General features: G+C 35.1%; 16 protein-coding genes. 8 read left to right on the top strand and 8 right to left on the bottom strand.

Going from position 1 to position 17,785, the window contains the following annotated elements; genetic code table 11:
* Positions 1-38: 38 nt before the first annotated feature.
* A complete protein-coding gene (locus SJW71_RS10335; protein ID WP_431812098.1) occupies positions 39-833 on the top strand; it encodes an SDR family NAD(P)-dependent oxidoreductase in 795 nt (264 codons plus the stop codon).
* Positions 834-1,183: 350 nt separating this feature from the next.
* Positions 1,184-1,570: a DUF3221 domain-containing protein gene (locus tag SJW71_RS10330; protein ID WP_431812097.1), complete on the top strand. Its 387-nt coding sequence runs from the start codon at positions 1,184-1,186 to the stop codon at positions 1,568-1,570.
* A 106-nt stretch (positions 1,571-1,676) separates the two neighbouring features.
* Here SJW71_RS10330 and SJW71_RS10325 read toward each other — a convergent pair whose 3' ends face one another.
* The 3 genes from SJW71_RS10325 to SJW71_RS10315 form a co-directional block, all read right to left on the bottom strand.
* Entirely contained in the window at positions 1,677-4,910 is a 3,234-nt protein-coding gene (locus SJW71_RS10325; RefSeq protein WP_431812096.1) for a collagenase, read from the bottom strand.
* A 204-nt stretch (positions 4,911-5,114) separates the two neighbouring features.
* Complete coding sequence (locus SJW71_RS10320) at positions 5,115-5,741, bottom strand: nitroreductase family protein (RefSeq protein ID WP_431812095.1); 627 nt, start codon at positions 5,739-5,741, stop codon at positions 5,115-5,117.
* 24 nt (positions 5,742-5,765) lie between these two features.
* Positions 5,766-6,170 (bottom strand): Ohr family peroxiredoxin, encoded by a 405-nt coding sequence (locus SJW71_RS10315; RefSeq protein WP_341386474.1) that lies wholly within the window; start codon positions 6,168-6,170, stop codon positions 5,766-5,768.
* 151 nt (positions 6,171-6,321) lie between these two features.
* Between SJW71_RS10315 and SJW71_RS10310 the strand changes: the two genes are divergently transcribed.
* Complete coding sequence (locus SJW71_RS10310) at positions 6,322-6,759, top strand: MarR family winged helix-turn-helix transcriptional regulator (RefSeq protein WP_431812094.1); 438 nt, start codon at positions 6,322-6,324, stop codon at positions 6,757-6,759.
* 342 nt (positions 6,760-7,101) lie between these two features.
* Here SJW71_RS10310 and ade read toward each other — a convergent pair whose 3' ends face one another.
* Together ade and SJW71_RS10300 are read right to left on the bottom strand one after the other, a co-directional pair.
* Positions 7,102-8,847, bottom strand: coding sequence for an adenine deaminase (gene ade, locus SJW71_RS10305; protein ID WP_431812093.1), 1,746 nt, complete (start codon positions 8,845-8,847; stop codon positions 7,102-7,104).
* A gap of 95 nt (positions 8,848-8,942) precedes the next feature.
* Entirely contained in the window at positions 8,943-9,365 is a 423-nt protein-coding gene (locus tag SJW71_RS10300) for a pyridoxamine 5'-phosphate oxidase family protein (protein WP_274793469.1), read from the bottom strand.
* Between the two features lie 163 nt (positions 9,366-9,528).
* Between SJW71_RS10300 and SJW71_RS10295 the strand changes: the two genes are divergently transcribed.
* From SJW71_RS10295 to SJW71_RS10285, 3 genes are all read left to right on the top strand, one after another.
* Positions 9,529-10,155 (top strand): YczE/YyaS/YitT family protein, encoded by a 627-nt coding sequence (locus tag SJW71_RS10295; RefSeq protein WP_274793470.1) that lies wholly within the window; start codon positions 9,529-9,531, stop codon positions 10,153-10,155.
* A gap of 147 nt (positions 10,156-10,302) precedes the next feature.
* Complete coding sequence (locus SJW71_RS10290) at positions 10,303-10,590, top strand: PadR family transcriptional regulator (RefSeq protein ID WP_431812201.1); 288 nt, start codon at positions 10,303-10,305, stop codon at positions 10,588-10,590.
* Positions 10,577-11,185, top strand: coding sequence for a DUF2812 domain-containing protein (locus SJW71_RS10285; RefSeq protein ID WP_431812092.1), 609 nt, complete (start codon positions 10,577-10,579; stop codon positions 11,183-11,185). The genes SJW71_RS10290 and SJW71_RS10285 overlap by 14 nt, the downstream gene beginning before the upstream one ends.
* 45 nt (positions 11,186-11,230) lie before the next feature.
* Here the strand turns inward: SJW71_RS10285 and SJW71_RS10280 are convergent, their stop codons facing one another.
* Positions 11,231-11,866 carry a 50S ribosomal protein L25/general stress protein Ctc gene (locus SJW71_RS10280; protein ID WP_312506521.1) on the bottom strand — a complete coding sequence of 212 codons (636 nt, stop codon included), beginning with the start codon at positions 11,864-11,866 and terminating at the stop codon, positions 11,231-11,233.
* 277 nt (positions 11,867-12,143) lie between these two features.
* On the opposite strand from SJW71_RS10280, the gene SJW71_RS10275 reads away from it, so the two are divergent.
* Entirely contained in the window at positions 12,144-13,856 is a 1,713-nt protein-coding gene (locus tag SJW71_RS10275) for a methyl-accepting chemotaxis protein (protein ID WP_274793473.1), read from the top strand.
* A 263-nt stretch (positions 13,857-14,119) separates the two neighbouring features.
* Here the strand turns inward: SJW71_RS10275 and SJW71_RS10270 are convergent, their stop codons facing one another.
* Positions 14,120-14,818 (bottom strand): YjjG family noncanonical pyrimidine nucleotidase, encoded by a 699-nt coding sequence (locus tag SJW71_RS10270; protein WP_431812091.1) that lies wholly within the window; start codon positions 14,816-14,818, stop codon positions 14,120-14,122.
* Between the two features lie 286 nt (positions 14,819-15,104).
* On the opposite strand from SJW71_RS10270, the gene yfkAB reads away from it, so the two are divergent.
* A complete protein-coding gene (gene yfkAB / locus SJW71_RS10265; RefSeq protein WP_431812090.1) occupies positions 15,105-16,217 on the top strand; it encodes a radical SAM/CxCxxxxC motif protein YfkAB in 1,113 nt (370 codons plus the stop codon).
* Between the two features lie 74 nt (positions 16,218-16,291).
* Here yfkAB and SJW71_RS10260 read toward each other — a convergent pair whose 3' ends face one another.
* Positions 16,292-17,179, bottom strand: a complete 888-nt coding sequence (locus SJW71_RS10260) for a hypothetical protein (protein ID WP_312506529.1) — start codon at positions 17,177-17,179, stop codon at positions 16,292-16,294.
* Positions 17,180-17,785: the final 606 nt, after the last annotated feature.

Genomic DNA, 17,785 nt, shown 5'->3' with positions numbered 1-17,785 from the left:
TTACTTTATAATCATACTAAATAAAGGGGCACTGAATTATGGATATGGGATTAAACAATAAAACTGCATTAGTTACTGGATCAACAAGAGGTATAGGTAAAGCAATTGCTATCGAACTAGCCAAAGAAGGTGTAAATGTACTCATTAATGGGCGAAATTATGAAGAGGTAGAACGCATTGTCAATGAAATTAAATCAGCTTATCCATCGACTTTCCCCAAAAATGCTACAGCTGATATTGCTAATCCTCAGCAAAGAGAAGCTTTATTCGAAAAATATCCAAGTATTGATATTTTAGTTAACAATATGGGTATGTATGAAATAATGCAATACGAAGACGTTGACGATGATACATGGGAAAATTACTTCCGTACTAATGTTCTTGCAGCAAATGGATTATCTAAATTTTACTTACCTAACATGTTGGAAAATAATTTTGGACGCATTATTTTTATTGCAAGTGAAGAAGCCATTATGCCCTCAGGACAAATGCCTCAATATTGCATGACAAAAACAATGCTCTTATCTTTGGCAAAAAGCCTATCTAAATTAACAAAAGGAAAAGAAGTTACAATTAATACAATCATGCCAGGTCCTACACTCTCTGAAAATGTGTATCAAATAATTGATAGTATGTTTCCTAATCAAGGTATGAGTTTTTCAGAGAAAGAGAAAGCATTTATGACGACAAACCTCCCCCAATCTGAAATACAAAGATTTATTAAACCATTTGAAATAGGGAGACTAACTACATTTGTATGTAGTCCTTATGCATCCGCATTTAAAGGATCTCCGATTCGTATGGATGGAGGCATGGTACCGACAATTTTTTAGCATCTTTCATATTTCCCTCAACTCTTTAAGGAGAAATAAAGAATACTGATAAATGTTTCTATAAATTTTGTTTACTCTTTTACTATAAAAAATAGTAGTACAAACCTCGGACTAGGTTTGTACTACTGATGTTAGTATGTTTTCTTTACATAATTATGGCATTTGATTTCATCACATTTTGCTTTCTTTAGATAGTGAGTGTAGATATGGCTACAAATTTGAAAATTGAAAGCAATCGCTATGTCTATCCCTGCTTATTAAGGAAGTAGTACAAATAAAGTCTTTTTATTTAGTAAAATAGAAGCGAGCAACAATAAATTATATTTAATATAAAATAATTAAATAAGGTAGTGATTAGAATTAAGAACATAGTTTCGAAACCTATTATTAACCTGGTCTTATTGTTACTTCTTCTTGTTATTTTATATTTCTTAGGTAATGTTAGCCAACTATTATCTAGTAAAGAATATAGCGAAAATGAAATTGGCTATATAGTTATTCAGAAAGGAACAGTCTATTTTATTCAAGGAAAGGACGTTCAACAATCAGATTTAGAGAGTTTCTCTAGTAAAAACTTCATGTATTCAAATCAATTTGAATCAGTTTCAATTTTAAATAACGAATTGAAACTTTCTATGAAGGATATTAAAAGTGGCGATAAAGTAAGAATTTGGTACTCTGAAAAGTTGGAGTCAAATCCTGCAAAAATCAAAGTTATTCGAATAGAAAAACTTTGACATAAAGTTTATAGCCAAAATATATTCTATTTTTCGTTTATTTTTTTTATTTATTAGTATGTTAGTTAGCAACAGTCTAGAAGGAATGAATGCTTTCCATATATAATTATTGGATATGAACCGTATATGTCCCGTTTTCATTATTATATTTATAAATATATAAATAATACTTTCCTGGTACTGCATTAAATTTACCTTTTATATTATTTTCATCTTCCTGTCCAAATGATGCGAAATTTTGCATATCTGACTCATGGTGAAGCACCCATGTCATGCCAATTTGATTTTCATTTAGGACAGAAATATCTATCTCTTTTGGTGATGTCACATCAAATTGGTATACATCTGTATTATCATCATCCATTAAGCTCCCTTTTAGGGGCTTATTAAATGGAATGATTGTCGCTTCCTCCGGACGATTGTTTGGTTCTATCTCTGTTTCTGTTTGTGCTTCATTTTGGACATTAACTGTATATGTCCCATTTTCATTAGCAAATTTATAAATATATAAATAATACTTTCCAGGTTCAGCTTTAAGTTTACCATTTATACTATTTCCATCTTCCTGTCCAAAAGATACATAATTTTGCATATCAGACTCATGATAAAGCACCCACGTCATGCCAATTTGATTTTCATTTAAGACTGCAATATCTATTTCTTCTGAAAACGTTACGTCAAACTGATACACATCAGTATCATGATCAATCAAGCTACCTTTTAGGGGCTTATTAAATGGAATGATTGTCGCTTCTTCAGGATGATTATTCTCTGTTTCTGTTCCCTTCCTTACAGTGACAATTGTATAAGCTTTACTTTCTATTTCTTTATCATTTTTCACGGTTAATGTCACATTGTATGTTCCTTCTTTTTCGTATAGATGAGTAGGGTTTGCTTCATCACTTGTATCTCCATCGCCAAAATCCCAAAGATAGGAAACTATTTCTCCATCATTATCTTTTGAACCATCGCTTTTAAACTCAATTTTTTCATTTTTGATGCCAGTATAAGGGCCATTTATTTTAACAAACGGGCCTTGATTATCTCCTTCATCCGTCGCAACGCCGTGGAAAACAATATCATATTCAAACTGGTTTGCTGCATTCACACGGTAGTTCACAAAATATGCTGTCATTGTTTTAAAGCCGCTCCACTCTTTTTCCGACAATTGATCAAGTACTTGGTTCACTTGTTTACTCATCGTTTTCCAATCATGATATTCACCCTTTGTATTACCCCCTACAAACGTACCTTCAAGTGTAAATGTATTGAAAAAGTGCGACTGATGTTTTGTCATTTTAACATCTTTGATGTTAGCAATATCCACGATTTCTTGCTCTACTTCTTTTAAAGCTTTCGGTTGATGTTGTACTAAATAATCTTCTGATACTTGTGGTACCTCATATTTTTCTTGATTATCAATCAAATTCTGCATATAGGCTTGGTATTCTAAATTTAGCAGTGGATCTTTACTTAAAGTCTCACGATACGCATCATAATTTTTCACATCATTTGCACGAATTAAATCTTGAATCTTATCCAATGTATCAAATTGATGATGGTACATATAAGACTGGAGTGCGTATGAATAATTATAAAAATCCCATGATCCATATTTTGCAAACATTGTTTGTTCTGCTGTGTAGCGTTGTGATGGATCATCTGATAATCCACTAATAATACTCTTACGTGGAACAATATCATTTGTACGCGTTGATCCCGCAAAGAATTCTGCATTTCCTTCTTGGAACCATGTTAGTCGTTCATTTTGATACATATCTCCAATCCCGAATAAACCAGGAACCTCGTACCTAGCCTGTAAATAATGTGTAAATTCATGGCGGAACAACTCTTCTAAACTATAAATGCTTTGCTGTGCCGTACGTTCATAAGTAAAAAATGTTCCATTCTCTTCAATATAAATTCCACCATTATTGGTTTCATATCCATACAATTGACGGTTTAAAAGATATTCATCTGGGGAGTTATAAATTACAACTGTTAGTATCTCATCAGCATTTCCTGGTTCTAATGCTTTATCATTGCCAATTACACGATGATATTGTGCTTTTACTTCTTTTGCAGCCCAGTATAATCGTTGAACTTTGTCATCTGTTACTTGATCTCCTGTTTTAAATACAATTGATCCATCATCAAACGTATATGTTTTCGGTAGATACTGCTTCTTTCCTTCTTCACGTACTTTCTGCAAATCTACTGGATTTCCACTATAATCCTTTCCATGGTAATTTGTAGCTATTTGCTCTACAGCTACAAAATAAGCATCACTTAAATATGGATACATATGCATTGCTTCTGTAACAATTTCTAAACCTTTATTAGGGTTACTGTGAAATACACCTAAACGCCCTGCATAATAAATACCATTAGTGATTAACCAACTATTGCTATTTGTTACATTATGTAATAGTGCTATTTTATTAACCTCATTTATGAAGCTATCTATTTGTCCATACCACATTGTTGTATTAGCTTCTTTACGAGCATCATGCAAATACGACTGCAAATCAAAATCAATCCCATGCATTAAATCGTATATAGCTTGTCCTTTTGAATACTCGCCTTCATATGTAGAAAGATTGTCGTTATACTGTTTTAAAATGTTCGCAGCATATTGAATTGTATCCGCGTCACTAGAAGCATTCCCTATAAGTTTCCCATAGGCAGATATTACTTTGTCTTGCTCAGCTGTACCAAGTTTAAAGTTTGGATTGTTAGCTATTTCTTTTAATGCTGGTAAACACTTATCATGGAAACTGCGATCATTTAAATAAGATAGTTCGTTATTATAAAATCCAACATAAAAAGCCGAACGCAATAGTTCTACAAATGTTTCAATACCTTTTGAATCCTCTTTCGTAAAAGAACCCCCTCTTTTTCCCAATTCATTAATAATAACTTGCATGCGTTCTTCATTTTGATAAAAAACTTTTGTTTCCTCACTGTATTCGAATAAATCTGTAATTTGATACCACTGAATAGTGCCTAAGGTATTCATGAGCTCACTATCACTCATTCTATTAAGCTCTGCCATCGAATACTTTTCTTGCAAATACTGCGAGTTAGCACGTTCTAAAGTTTGAACCTGCTGTTGCGATAAACTTTCTATTTCAAGCCGTTTTTCAAATGATAATGTTGCATCAGTTTGTGTGGTATGCGCAATTTCATCTTTCGGCGTTTCTATACCAGCAGGTTTCATTTGTAATACATGATAAGGCGTTTTTTCTGCTGCTGATACTTCCGCTTGCAACCCTCCTAACGAAAGTGCCAATGTACTAATCCCAATTAACACTTGATTCATTTTAAAACTCTTATACATAATATGCCCTCCTATAGTACTACATTGATTATCTAATAATATTTTCCTCATTTGGTACAATATTACCTATCTCAAAGTAACATATTATGTAAAAATATCAATGAAAAATGGTTATATTTAGGAATATTCCCTTGTATAATTTGAAAACTTTAGACACAATTACACTAAAAAAGCAATGTCCCTATTTGGGACATTGCTTTTCAATTATTTATTAAATCTGACGATGCGGTCTATTGGAAGACGAGAAGAACCATATGCTGGCGCTGCTGCTTCCCCAATTGCTAATAATAATATAGGAATTTCATTTGCTGGTAATTCCATATATTCAGCAAATTTCGCTTTATCAAATCCACCCATTGGAACGGTATCATATCCCATTTCCTTCGCTAACAACATAATTTGCATAGACACTAAGCCAGCATCAAAATGCACAATGTTTTCTAATGTTTTTGTTGATGCAGAACCATACATAGTTAATGCGTCTTTTGCAAGCTTATTGGCGATTTCTTCTGGCATATAGCCTAACTCTACATTTTTTGCATAGATTTCCTCAGCATTTAAATACATTTCAATATCACCAATAATCGCGATAATAGCAGAGGCTGTTTCTATCTGCTCTTGATTAAATGAAAAGAAATTAATATTTTTTTGAATTTCCTTATCATCAATGACAATGAATCGCCATGGCTGCATATTGCTCGATGAAGGAGCTGAAGTAGCATCTTCTATTAGTTGCATAATCGTTTCTCGAGATATTTTCGCTGTTGCATTGTATTTACGTACTGATTTTCGTTCTTGCATAATTTGTTTTAATGGTGTAGTTTCTGACATGTCATTTCCCTCTTTTTCAAATAGTTAAATTGCTTTAATTGTGACATTGATATTTCCCATTGTTGCCTTTGAATAAGGACATACTGTATGTGTTAACTCCAATAATTCTTGTGCTTCTTCCTGTGCTAAGCCTTCAATATGACCTTCGATGTCCACAGCTAGAATATAATCAAATGAAGCTTGCTCCATTAATCGTACTGTCACTTTAATAGTGGAAGAATTGTCAATTTTCTTCTGGCGTTTAATTAAAGCTAATGCACTATTAAAGCAAGCACTATAACCAGCAGCGAATAATTGCTCTGGATTTGTAACATTGTCTAATTTTGAGCCAGGTGGCGCAATTTTTAAAGATAGTGATTGATCCTCTGCATATGATGTGCCACTACGCCCACCAGTATTAATCATTGTAGTTGAGTATAATTCTTTCATAATCAAAACCCCTTATTTTAAATTGATCAATTAAATTGTACACAATCTAATTATTACAAATTGAATTGTACACAATTTAATTGTATTTGACAAGTAAGAACTTTATTTTTAATATTAATGGTAGAAGAAGAACTTTTAAGAGGGGATTTTTATGCCTAATCATTTAGATAATCAATTGTGCTTTCTTTTGTATGCCACATCAAAAGAAATCATTCGTCAATATACATTATTATTGAAGCCCTATGATCTAACCTATACAGGTTATATCACCTTATTAGCTTTAGAAGAAAACGAACAAATAACTGTGAAAGAATTGGGACAACGCTTATTTTTAGATTCAGGTACATTAACACCTTTACTAAAAAAATTAGAGGGAAAAGGTTATATTTGCCGTGAACGTTCCAAGGATGACGAACGTCTAATGAAAATATATTTAACGAAAGAAGGAAGTAACGTTCGTTGTCAGTTACCTGAAGTGTCACGTCAAGTAATGAAGCAATCGAATATCTCAGAGCAGCAATTTTTACAACTAAAAAATGTGCTACAAGATATCGTTTACAATGACTCGTCGAGTAAAGATAATCATTAGGATACCTAAAAAGGTTCATTTGATTCACTCTTTTGAAAATAAGTGTGTAATCAAATGAACCTTTTTCAATGAGGTAAGGTGGATATTTTTCTATCCTAAATACTTTTTGTAAATGAAGTCATTATGAATTTCTTCAATATTTAACTCTGTTTCTCTACCGGAATACCAGAGATTGTCTCTCTCGTGTTCTTTTGTCGCAAATTGCACGATGTAAACAGATTTTTCTCTTATAGAGGACTCGTTGTTTAACTACCTAAAATAAAGAGGAGTATCAAAACACATTTATCTAATAAAAAATAACAAACGACCTAATCGCTCGCTGCAATTAGGTCGTTTTCTCGTCTAAGCTTCTATAGAAATATGCTGGAAAGTTGTCACATCAAATAATCCTGTATCTGTTAGCTTTAATGCAGGAATGACTGGTAATGCAACAAATGAAAATGTCAGTAGAAAATGAAAATCTAATGTTGGGTTGAGGGTCTGCAGGGCACTGTGCAAGCTAGCTAGCTGTTCTTTAGCTTGCTGTGCTGGTACATCTGTCATTAAGCCACCAATTGTTAACGGCATTTCTGCTAATATCTTGCCATCCGCTACAATTACAAAGCCTCCTTGGATTTCCTGAATACGCGAAAGTGCCAGAACCATATCATCATCATTTGTACCGACGACAAGGGCGTTATGTGAATCATGTGCTACTGTAGTCGCTACTGCCCCTTTTTGTAAACCGAATCCCTTAACAATCCCTAAGCCTGTCGTATGCAAATGATGGTGACGTTCTATGACAGCTAATTTCAGTAGGTCTTGCTCTACAGAAGGTACAAAAACGCTCTCCTTGACAGGCACATCGATCACTAAATGATTGGTAATCAGCTGATTTGGCACAATTTCCATGACATTTGCCTTCGTTCCCTTTGTGAATGACAGTTGGAGCATATCCTTTGTAACAGTTGGTAAATGGACAGATTGATGGATATGAGCAGGAACAACTGGCTCTTGACGACTTGTCAACATGGCTCCATGTTCAGCCACTTTCCGACCATTTTTCCAAACTGCTTTGGCCTGCATACTCGTTAGATCCTCCACAAGCACAAAATCAGCCTTATAGCCTGGTGCAAGTACCCCACGATCAAATAAACGATAGCACTCTGCTGTATTAACAGTTGCCAGCTGGATCGCTTGTAATGGTGACATCCCTTCTGCTATTGCCATAGCCACATCATAGTTGATGCTTCCTTCATCCATTAACTCGTCTACATATTTGTCATCCGTACAAAAACCAAAACGACGAGCATTGTGTGGTTGAACTGCTGGCAATAAATCACGTAAGTTTTTCGCCGCTGAGCCTTCACGAATAAGGACATACATGCCCTGCTCCACACGGTCGATGGCCTCCAGTGCAGTCACACATTCATGATCTGTCTGAATACCCGCAGCACGATAGCCTGTAATTTGTGTGCTCTGTAAGCCAGCACAATGACCATCTATAACGAGATTGGCTTGCTGTGTTAATACAATTTTCTGTAGCATGCCCTGTTCCCCATTTAACACGGCTGGAAAATCCATCACCTCTGCTAAGCCGCGAACTTGTTGATGTGTCAAGAACGCCTCTAAATCTTCTGCTGTTAGTGTTGCACCTGCATTTTCAAACTGGGTACCTGGCACACTAGATGGCAGCATCACAAAAATATCCATATCCGCCTTTTGGGCATCATCGAGCATAAATTGAATGCCCTCTGCCCCTGCGACATTGGCAATTTCATGTGGGTCTGTAATGACCGTTGTAATACCATGAGGAATGAGCACCCGACTAAACTCCCCTGGTGTTAACATGGAAGATTCAATATGTATATGACCATCAATTAATCCAGGAATGACATAGCTTCCTGTAGCATCCTCTTCTTCTTTTGCATGAAATGTATGATTGCGATCAATTGCTACAATCATGCCATTTTTCACAACAATATCTGCTTTTTTCCACGTTAATGAAAAAACATCTGCAACTTGTGCATTTCTCAGAATAAAATCTGCCTCTATTTTTCCTTGTGATGATAAGATATTTTGCGTTAACTGCTGTAATTTTGTCGACATCGCCTATACTCCTTTTTCTTTTAAGAACTATCATGCCAAAAAAATGCCCGTGAATGCAACTATTTATCATGACGTCAGTAAAAAACGACCATTGATTAATGGTCGTTCGTAAACTCTAGCTCTTTAGGGGGCTGACCTTTTTTATTCATCAAACGCATACGAATGGGCTCAATTTTTAATGTCACCATTTCGTCCTGATTGCCAACAAAAATACTAGTAAAAATTTCTGCTAGTTTATTTTTTAAGCCTTCTTCCTGTACCTCCGTAAGCTTGCCCTCAATTTCCACATACGTATCCCCAAAGCCGCCATTTTCATAGCCGTATAAAATATGGGTATATGGATTTTTACGAAGCTCTTCCATTTTCTCAGAATGCTTATTCGTCGCTGTATATAACACAAAGTCCTCATGCTGGAACGTCATGTAGCGGGAGTAAGGTTTGCCATTTTCAACAGTAGCCATCGTTCCAATCTTTTCTCGATTCAATACTTCTAAAATTTCATCGCGTACAGATGTCATTTCATCCCATCCTTTCATCTACATCTTTATTTTGCCCTCTCATAAAAAAGCTAAACCGCCTTTTTTTGAAAAATGTGAAATGACAATCTTCGGGCATATCGAAAAACTATTGCTATAATAATTGGATGGACAACAGGAATTTACGGATGAATGAGGGTTAAAAATGAAACAAGCTTTTTTTACGCGCTGTTTGTTTTTCATAACAGGCATTATCGTGCTATCTTTTGGCATCACATTAACAATTAAAGGGCAACTTTTTGGCGTCGGCTCTTGGGATGTCCTACATATTGGCTTAACAAAAACGTTGGGGTTAACAATCGGTACATGGTCCATTATTTTAGGACTTGCTATTTTAGCGTTTGATATGCTGATCACAAAAAAATTTCCATTACCAGGAACATTTATCGATATGTTTTTAGCCGGCATTTTTATTGATATTTTTAATTATTGGCTTCCTGATATTGATGGTTTTTGGATGCAACTTGTTTCTTACCTAACAGGATTAGTTTTACTAGGTTGGGGCTGTGGTATGTATATGGTGGCAAATTTAGGCATTGGGCCTCGTGATACCTTAATGCTGATGATGGTTCATAAACTTGGCTGGAGCGTTACTCGTTCTCGTACGACGATGGAAGTAACGGTCGCCATTATAGGCTTCCTTCTTGGCGGTCCGATTGGCATCGGTACAGTGTTTATGGCATTTGGACTTGGACCCATCGTACAATTTGCCCTATCATATAACGAAAAATTATTTATGAGATGGACTGGCGTTAAGAGCGCTGTCATATAAGCTTACAAGACAATGCAAAATGGCATTGTCTTTTTTTATACAGTTGCTATATACAGTTGAACTATATATAATCAAACTATATAGTTCGACTGTATATATTGAGGTGAAAATGTGAAAAAACATAAATTATTACCTTTATCCGAAACGATGCATTATATTTTACTCGCCTTACGGGAACCGTTACATGGCTATGCAATGATGCAAAAAATCGAGGAAATGAGTGCTGGTAGTGTAAGAATTGCAGCTGGTACTATGTACGGCGCTATTGAAAATTTATTGAAGTATCATTGGATTGCGCCAGTTGAAACCCAGGATACAAGGCGTAAGGTTTATCAAACAACAGAAGAGGGTCTAGACATATTAGCTGCAGAGCAACAAAGATTGCAGCGAATTTTATCTTTATATGAGAGAGCTAACAAACATGATAAAGTTTAAAGTCTTTTTTGATATTGAAAAGGAAGAGCAATGGTTAAATGAAATGTTAACCAAGGGCTGGGTATGCTCCAACATAAACTCTGCTGGTTTATATACATTTCAACAAACAGAAGATTTTGAACAAGTTATTCGAATCGATTGTCAGCAGGAACTTCGCGGAGAAAAGCAAGTTACCTATAAGCAATTACATGAGGATTTTGGATGGCGCTTATTAAAAGTGAAATCATATGATGGCACTCATTATTGGGTAAAAAGAAAAGATGGCCATGATGATTTATTTTCAGATCATGATTCCCACATTGCGAAGTATAAACGGTTAATGAAACATGCAAGCAACTGGGCCATACTCTCATTTATTTTCTTAATGATTTTTGATGCTAATGATAGTTTCTCCTCCTTGTTCAGTATAAAAAATGCTTATTTTACGCCTGGTTTATGGGAAAAAGAAGGGTTTGCTTTTCTTTTTGCATTTTTATTTGAAACACCCTTTGCCATCATGCGCTTTATCCCCCCATGGCTATTTTTAACTACTTGTGGTATTTACATCACCCTGTATTATCGTTATCGAAAATCGATACAGCAGTTCAGCCAATAAACGGCAAGGAGCCACTTACTTAGTGTAAGATGGCTCCTCTTTGCTCTATCCTCTTGGTTCATCCGTATTTTGCCCTGTTGCTTCAATCACTTCAGGTGTATCGTCGACTGTATCATCTTCCTGCACATTTTCAGCAGCTGGTGGTGTGATGGTCACCAGTGTATAGTCATCCTCATGTAAAATTTCAAAAGGAAACTGTTGGCGTATATCTCCCACATAAAGGGAAGTTCCAATCGCAACATTCGTGGCATCTATTTCAATAGTTTCTGGAATTTCAGTTGGCTTCACTTTAATGCGAACCTCACGATTAGGCTGAAGCAGGAAGCCTCCTTCTGCAACTCCTACAGCATCACCGATCACGGTTACTGGAATATCCACTTCTAGCTCCTGCGACATATTGATCGACTTGAAATCAACATGTTTCACATTACCTTTTAAGGCACACCGCTGCACTTCTGTTAGAACAGCATTGATGCGTTGTCCTTCCACATCGAGTTGAAATACACTTTTCGTACCATGAGCAGCTAATATTTTCGCAAAAGCTCTAGCATCTAACGTAATGGCTGTCGGCTCCATTTGAAAACCGTAAACAACACCAGGAATAGCCCCATTTAGTCGAAGCTCAGTTAAGGAAGAATGACGCCCTTTTTGACGTTTATTAGCAGTTAGAACCATATTCATCGAAGATTTCCCCTTTCATGGAAACTAGTCTCATAAAAGGTTTTGCCTTTTCCCTTATTTTTTATACCTTTGTCTATAACTAAAAACACCTCCTTGTCCTAATGATTTTTTGTAGTGTTTAAAATGAGACCTAACAAAACACAACATTTGGCATACTACTAAATGAAAAAAAAGCTCCTAAGTAATACTTTTTCCTTAAAAAGCATTGAATAAATGCAACTATAGAACTATAATAGATTGAAACGTAGAAATAATTAAAAAGAAGGGGGTAACATCTATGAGTCAACACTGGAAAAATTCTAAAGTCAGAAAAGGAAGCTTAAAAAATCGTATTATCGGAATATCACTTTTGCTGTTTATTTCAATCATTAGCATTAGTTCCTATTTGAATATTAAAATAGTGGAAGAAAATGTTTCAGATGCCCTATTGGAAAAGAGTATTCAACAGGTCAATGAAATTGCCCGTCAAGCGGAGAATATTCTAGATTCGACCTCTAATCCTACAGTGGAATTGCAAAATTTTGTTGAAAACAAAGTAAAACAAAATGGAATAGCCTATGCAGTTATCATCGATAAAAACGTTACGGCAATAGCTCATAGTGATCAAGAGAAAATAGGTAAAAATTATGAAGATGACCCCTACTCTGTAGATGGAGCAAAAAACGGGAAAACGATGACGAGTAGATTTTATGCGGATATGCAGAAAAATTGGACGTTCGATATAATGGTACCGATTTATCTAGATAATACGCTTTACGGTTCTATGGATGTAGGTATTTTTGAGGGCGATATTACTGAGGCAACGAATGGAATTTTAATAAAAGAATTGATGACAGTTGGTATTGGTTGTATCATCATCATCGTCCTAATGATTATTATTTTAAATAAAATGTTCAAACCTTTGCTGTTAGCAGTTGATAAATGCCATGAAATGGGAAAAGGAGAATTTACTGAGTTAATCGATCCAAAGTATGTAAGAAGAAATGACGAAATAGGCAAACTTACATATGCATTAAACGAGATGCAGAATAATTTTGTTGATTTGCTTACTGAAATCAGTCTTACTTCGAATAAGGTTACTACATCATCAGAAGAACTTAAAGATGCTACAAGTATTTCTTTAGCGTCGTCAAAGGATTTATCATCTGCAGTTGAAGACATCGCTAAGGGTGCTGTGGAACAAGCAAAAGATACTGAATTTGGGACTGCAAATATTGGCGAGCTCGGAGAATTAATCGAAAATAATCAGAATTATTTACAACAGTTGACTCTATTTGTCGATGAAGTAAGCAATGCTAAAGATGAAAGCTTACTCATATTAGAAGAGCTTGTTGCTAAAACAGAAGAAAATAATATTGCAGCAAAAGAAATTTATGCTATCGTTCTCACGACTAACGAAAGTTCTGGGAAAATTCAAAATGCAAGCCAGATGATCAGAACAATTTCAGAACAAACGAATCTACTAGCCTTAAATGCGGCTATTGAAGCATCGAGGGCCGGCGAAGCAGGAAAAGGGTTTGCTGTTGTTGCGGACGAAATACGAAAGTTGGCTGAACAATCCAATCAATTTACTAAGGAAATTGCCACAGTTATAGGAGATTTAACAGAAAAAACTGGACATGCCGTTCAAACAATGCAAGAAATGAGCAACCTTGTCACTTCGCAAGCTAAAAGTGTTGCAACTACAAATGGCAAATTTGAAGATGTGGCAGTTTCTATTGAAAAAATACAAACGGTTATTGAGGATTTATATAAAATAGGCAATAATATGGATGACAAGAAAAATGGAGTAATAGATATTCTACAACACTTATCTGCCATATCTGAAGAAAATGCAGCTGGTACAGAAGAAGCTGCCGCCTATCTACAGAATCAAACAAACTCCCTTTATGAAATTGCCCATTCCAGTGAAGAATTAGATAAGTTAGCTAATAAAATGCAGGAAAATGTCTCAAAATTTACTATTCAAACAACTACATCTCGACAATAATAACTAAGTCCAATTTCTCTTTTAAAGAAAAATTGGACTTTTTCTAACTCAGTAAAAATGTCATTTATATGAAATGTGGTATAAAAAGAGTGCTGAATACAGATTTACACTTTGTGATTAGAGAGAAAAATACACGCATACGATTGTTTTTTTACAATGTTATGCGTGTAAATTTTTCAGGATTTTCATTTCCTAATTACTACTGTACCATTGATATTTTATTTAATGTTATTGCTTTATACGTTTATTTCTAAAACCGAATACTAAACTAGCTGTTTATTCAATAATTCATGTAGGTCGTGTAATTTGTTAATTTCATAATGTGGCTTAATTTCACTTGTGTTTTCGATATTACGGATATTAAACCAGCATGTGTCGATACCTGATTGTAAACCACCCTTTATATCGGATGTCAACGAGTCTCCAATAATCAGCGTTTTATCTTTATCAAAATCATCAATCCGTTCAAAAACGTATTCGAAAAATGCTGGCATAGGCTTTTGATAGCCTGTTTGCTCCGAAATAAAAATGTCTTTAAAATGTGGTGCTAGCTTAGCATCCACAAGCCGTTTATTTTGTGTAGCCGTGACACCATTTGACACCACATATAAATGATAGTGGTCGGCAAGCTGGGCAATCACCTCATAGGCACCTTCTACATAATGGTGGGCCTCACACAAATATTTTTGGAAAAGTGTTTCAAAGTAGGCTCCATCGACTTCTATACCAAATTCCTTTAAGGCAATAGCAAATCGCGTATTATGTAATGTATTTTTTGTTATTTCCCCACGCTCAAACGCACGCCACATGGACTCATTAATTTCTTTATATCGCGCAATCATCTCTTGAGTAACTGCTATGTTTTCCTCTTTAAACATGCGGTCAAGTGCTGCATTTTCAGCTAGATCAAAATCTAGTAACGTATCGTCCACGTCAAACAATAGTATTTCATATTTCGTCATGTCCGTTCCCACTTTCTTTGATGCATTGTGACTAATTCCTCTATTCATGATAACGTTTTTTTAGAAAAATAACAGCAAAATGTCCTTTTATGAATATTTTCCAGAATATTAGGACATGTATACGTTTTACATTTCTTGTTTCTAAATATGTGAAACAGAGGTGTTTTTCCTTAATTGGGTAAAAAAATGTTCATCTAGTCCTAAAATAGCCCGTTCTGTAATTTCATATTTGAAATTATCGATGAATATGAGACAATAGAATGCTAGAAAGGAAGATGTACGAAAGATGACGACCTTACAAAAAATTACGCCTGTCTTTGATCCATGGGAAGCTTATTTAGATGTGGAACAGCATGGACAAATGACACTATCAAATATTGAATTTACAACAACAACACTTTGTAATATGCGTTGTGCTCACTGTGCAGTAGGTTATACATTACAGAATAAAGACCCAGAGGCATTACCAATCGAATTAATTTTAAAGCGCCTAGATGAAATTCCACACCTTAAGACAATATCGATTACTGGTGGAGAACCGATGATGTCTAAGAAGTCCGTTCAAAACTATGTATTGCCTTTATTGAAATATGCGCATGAGCGAGGCGTACGCACACAAATCAATTCCAACTTAACATTAGAGCCTGAACGTTATTTACTGATTGCACCGTATTTAGATGTACTACATATCTCACATAACTGGGGTACAATCGATGAATTTGTCGAAACAGGCTTTGCCATGATGGAGCGAAAACCGACTTATGAACAGCGAGCAGCTTTGTTCCAACGCATGATTGATAACTCTAAAATGCTTGCAGAACATGGTGTAATGGTATCTGCGGAAACAATGTTAAACAAAAAAACTTTACCATATTTAGAACATATCCATAACCAAATCATCAATGAGATGAAATGTGCACGCCACGAGGTACATCCCATGTACCCATCAGACTTTGCAAGTGCACTTACTTCTTTATCACTAGAAGAAACGCGGGAAGCCATTCATCATTTACTGGATATTCGTGATGAAAATACATGGATGCTATTTGGCACACTGCCATTCTACCCATGCAGTATGAATGAAGAGGATCAAAAATTGCTGCAACGTCTACGAACAGCGAAGAACGTCACTTTGCGTAATGACCCAGATGGACGTTCACGTTTAAATGTCAATATCTTCACTGGTGATGTCATTGTCACAGATTTTGGTGATACACCGGCTCTTGGCAATATTGTACAGGATGAGCTAACCGCTATTTTTGATAAATGGATGGCAACAGATTTAGCAAAATCGCTTAACTGCCATTGTCCAGCAGTAAAATGCTTAGGCCCTAATGTACTTGTAAAAAATATGTATTATCCAGATCAATCATTTGTTAGTGGCTCTGCTCGAGTTTAAAAGGAATATTAATAGAGAAACTCCATTTTGAAAAAACAAAATGGAGTTCTTTTTATCTACATTGGTTCTTTACATTAATCTCCGCCCCCACCACAGCTAGAGCAAGAACTAGCGGACGTGCAAGAACTACAGGAGCTAGCTGATCCGCAACTTGTACAACTTGATGAGCTATTGCTACTAATTTTCATGTAACTTTGAAATTCATCATAATGAAAATAAGAAACAGATAAGAAAGGAATGAGCATGGCGTTATAATTTTGTTGTGTTTTTCCTTTTCTCAGCATTTCCTGTATGACGTTTTTCTCATAGTCTTTTACTCTATTAGCTGTTTTCTTCATGGAAGAAATAAGAGAGAGAACAGTAGACATATAGTTGGTATCTTTTTTAAAATAGAGTTCTATTAGTTCATTTTCTGGTAGATTTTTAAATTCATCAATAATTGCCGGCTGCACAGGATTTCTGAAAAATCCTTTATAAAGATGGATGTTCTCATTTCTAATGAAAAAAAGCTCCGCATACACCCAATCAAAAAATCCTCGTAAATCTGGATCTGGCACTATATTTACATTGGGACTATGATGCAATGTTGTCCCTAGATACTTCTTTGAAAATTCGTCATACTCCCGGGTAAACATGAGCATCTGATGCCACAGCTCATCGACTTTCTCACTAAACATGGGTGACTCTTTAAAAAGAGATGTCAAGATAAAATAACGTTTTAAATCAAGGAGTCGCCACTCATACTCATTTTCTTTTAACCTATTCTTTTGCCTTACCCGCTCTTCTACGTTCACCATAAAATTTTTACTAAGGGATTGTTCCAGGTGATCACTTAGCTTTTTTAATCCTTTAATTGGTCGAATCTCTAAAGCTTGTGGAGATAAACCAAATGTAAATGCGCGCTTTTTAATTATAAATAAAATTAACCCACTAAAAACAGCAAGCAGGAGCAACCATCCCATTTATATTCCCCATTTCTTTTCTTAATTTCCTTTAGACCTTATTCCCATATTCTGCTGTCTAATTCATCATTTGTAAATATAGCTTTATGCACATTTCAAGTCAACCACATGACTAGAAATAAATCCCAATAATTAAAACCGCACCCATTTTATAAAATAGGCTGCTGTCTTTAATTATTCAAATAACTACGATCAATAAAAGGCAAAAAAGATAAATAAGATTTTAAATTTTTTATTTATTGAAGACGTATAAAAAATAATAGTTGATCTATACTAATAAAGATTTCACTTCAAATCCGATGACTAGGAGGGTTAACCCGATGAGTGCGATTGATCGATTACTCTGAAGGACCATCAAAGCTGAATAAAGCTAAAGTACAGTTTTCTTAGGATATTCTTAAGAATCTATACGGAAGCGAGGCAGTGTGTCATGGAGCAAAAATAGTAAGTGGTAATCAGACCCGGAAAATGATTTCCGGGTTTTTCTTTTTCTTTCAACATGACAATTCTACTCAAATTTTCAATAAAAAATCACCTCTAAAAAAACAAGAGGTGATTTAATAATTAGCTTCATCTTAATTAAAACATTATAAAGATGGTATATTT

Source organism: Lysinibacillus sp. FW12 (assembly GCF_050817245.1).
Taxonomy (GTDB): domain Bacteria; phylum Bacillota; class Bacilli; order Bacillales_A; family Planococcaceae; genus Lysinibacillus; species Lysinibacillus irui.
Note: the sequence above shows the minus strand (reverse complement) of the source record. Positions and strands in the feature narration are given on the sequence as shown.

Excerpts from the sequence above, each read along its gene's own strand:
- SJW71_RS10290 (WP_431812201.1), top strand. The coding sequence starts at position 10,303 with ATGCATTATATTTTACTCGCCTTACGGGAACCGTTACATGGCTATGCA.
- SJW71_RS10310 (WP_431812094.1), top strand. The coding sequence starts at position 6,322 with ATGCCTAATCATTTAGATAATCAATTGTGCTTTCTTTTGTATGCCACA.
- SJW71_RS10320 (WP_431812095.1), bottom strand. The coding sequence starts at position 5,741 with ATGTCAGAAACTACACCATTAAAACAAATTATGCAAGAACGAAAATCA.
- SJW71_RS10295 (WP_274793470.1), top strand. The coding sequence starts at position 9,529 with ATGAAACAAGCTTTTTTTACGCGCTGTTTGTTTTTCATAACAGGCATT.
- SJW71_RS10285 (WP_431812092.1), top strand. The coding sequence starts at position 10,577 with ATGATAAAGTTTAAAGTCTTTTTTGATATTGAAAAGGAAGAGCAATGG.
- SJW71_RS10260 (WP_312506529.1), bottom strand. The coding sequence starts at position 17,179 with ATGGGATGGTTGCTCCTGCTTGCTGTTTTTAGTGGGTTAATTTTATTT.
- SJW71_RS10275 (WP_274793473.1), top strand. The coding sequence starts at position 12,144 with ATGAGTCAACACTGGAAAAATTCTAAAGTCAGAAAAGGAAGCTTAAAA.
- SJW71_RS10335 (WP_431812098.1), top strand. The coding sequence starts at position 39 with ATGGATATGGGATTAAACAATAAAACTGCATTAGTTACTGGATCAACA.
- SJW71_RS10270 (WP_431812091.1), bottom strand. The coding sequence starts at position 14,818 with ATGACGAAATATGAAATACTATTGTTTGACGTGGACGATACGTTACTA.
- yfkAB (WP_431812090.1), top strand. The coding sequence starts at position 15,105 with ATGACGACCTTACAAAAAATTACGCCTGTCTTTGATCCATGGGAAGCT.
- ade (WP_431812093.1), bottom strand. The coding sequence starts at position 8,847 with ATGTCGACAAAATTACAGCAGTTAACGCAAAATATCTTATCATCACAA.
- SJW71_RS10315 (WP_341386474.1), bottom strand. The coding sequence starts at position 6,170 with ATGAAAGAATTATACTCAACTACAATGATTAATACTGGTGGGCGTAGT.
- SJW71_RS10300 (WP_274793469.1), bottom strand. The coding sequence starts at position 9,365 with ATGACATCTGTACGCGATGAAATTTTAGAAGTATTGAATCGAGAAAAG.
- SJW71_RS10280 (WP_312506521.1), bottom strand. The coding sequence starts at position 11,866 with ATGAATATGGTTCTAACTGCTAATAAACGTCAAAAAGGGCGTCATTCT.
- SJW71_RS10325 (WP_431812096.1), bottom strand. The coding sequence starts at position 4,910 with ATGTATAAGAGTTTTAAAATGAATCAAGTGTTAATTGGGATTAGTACA.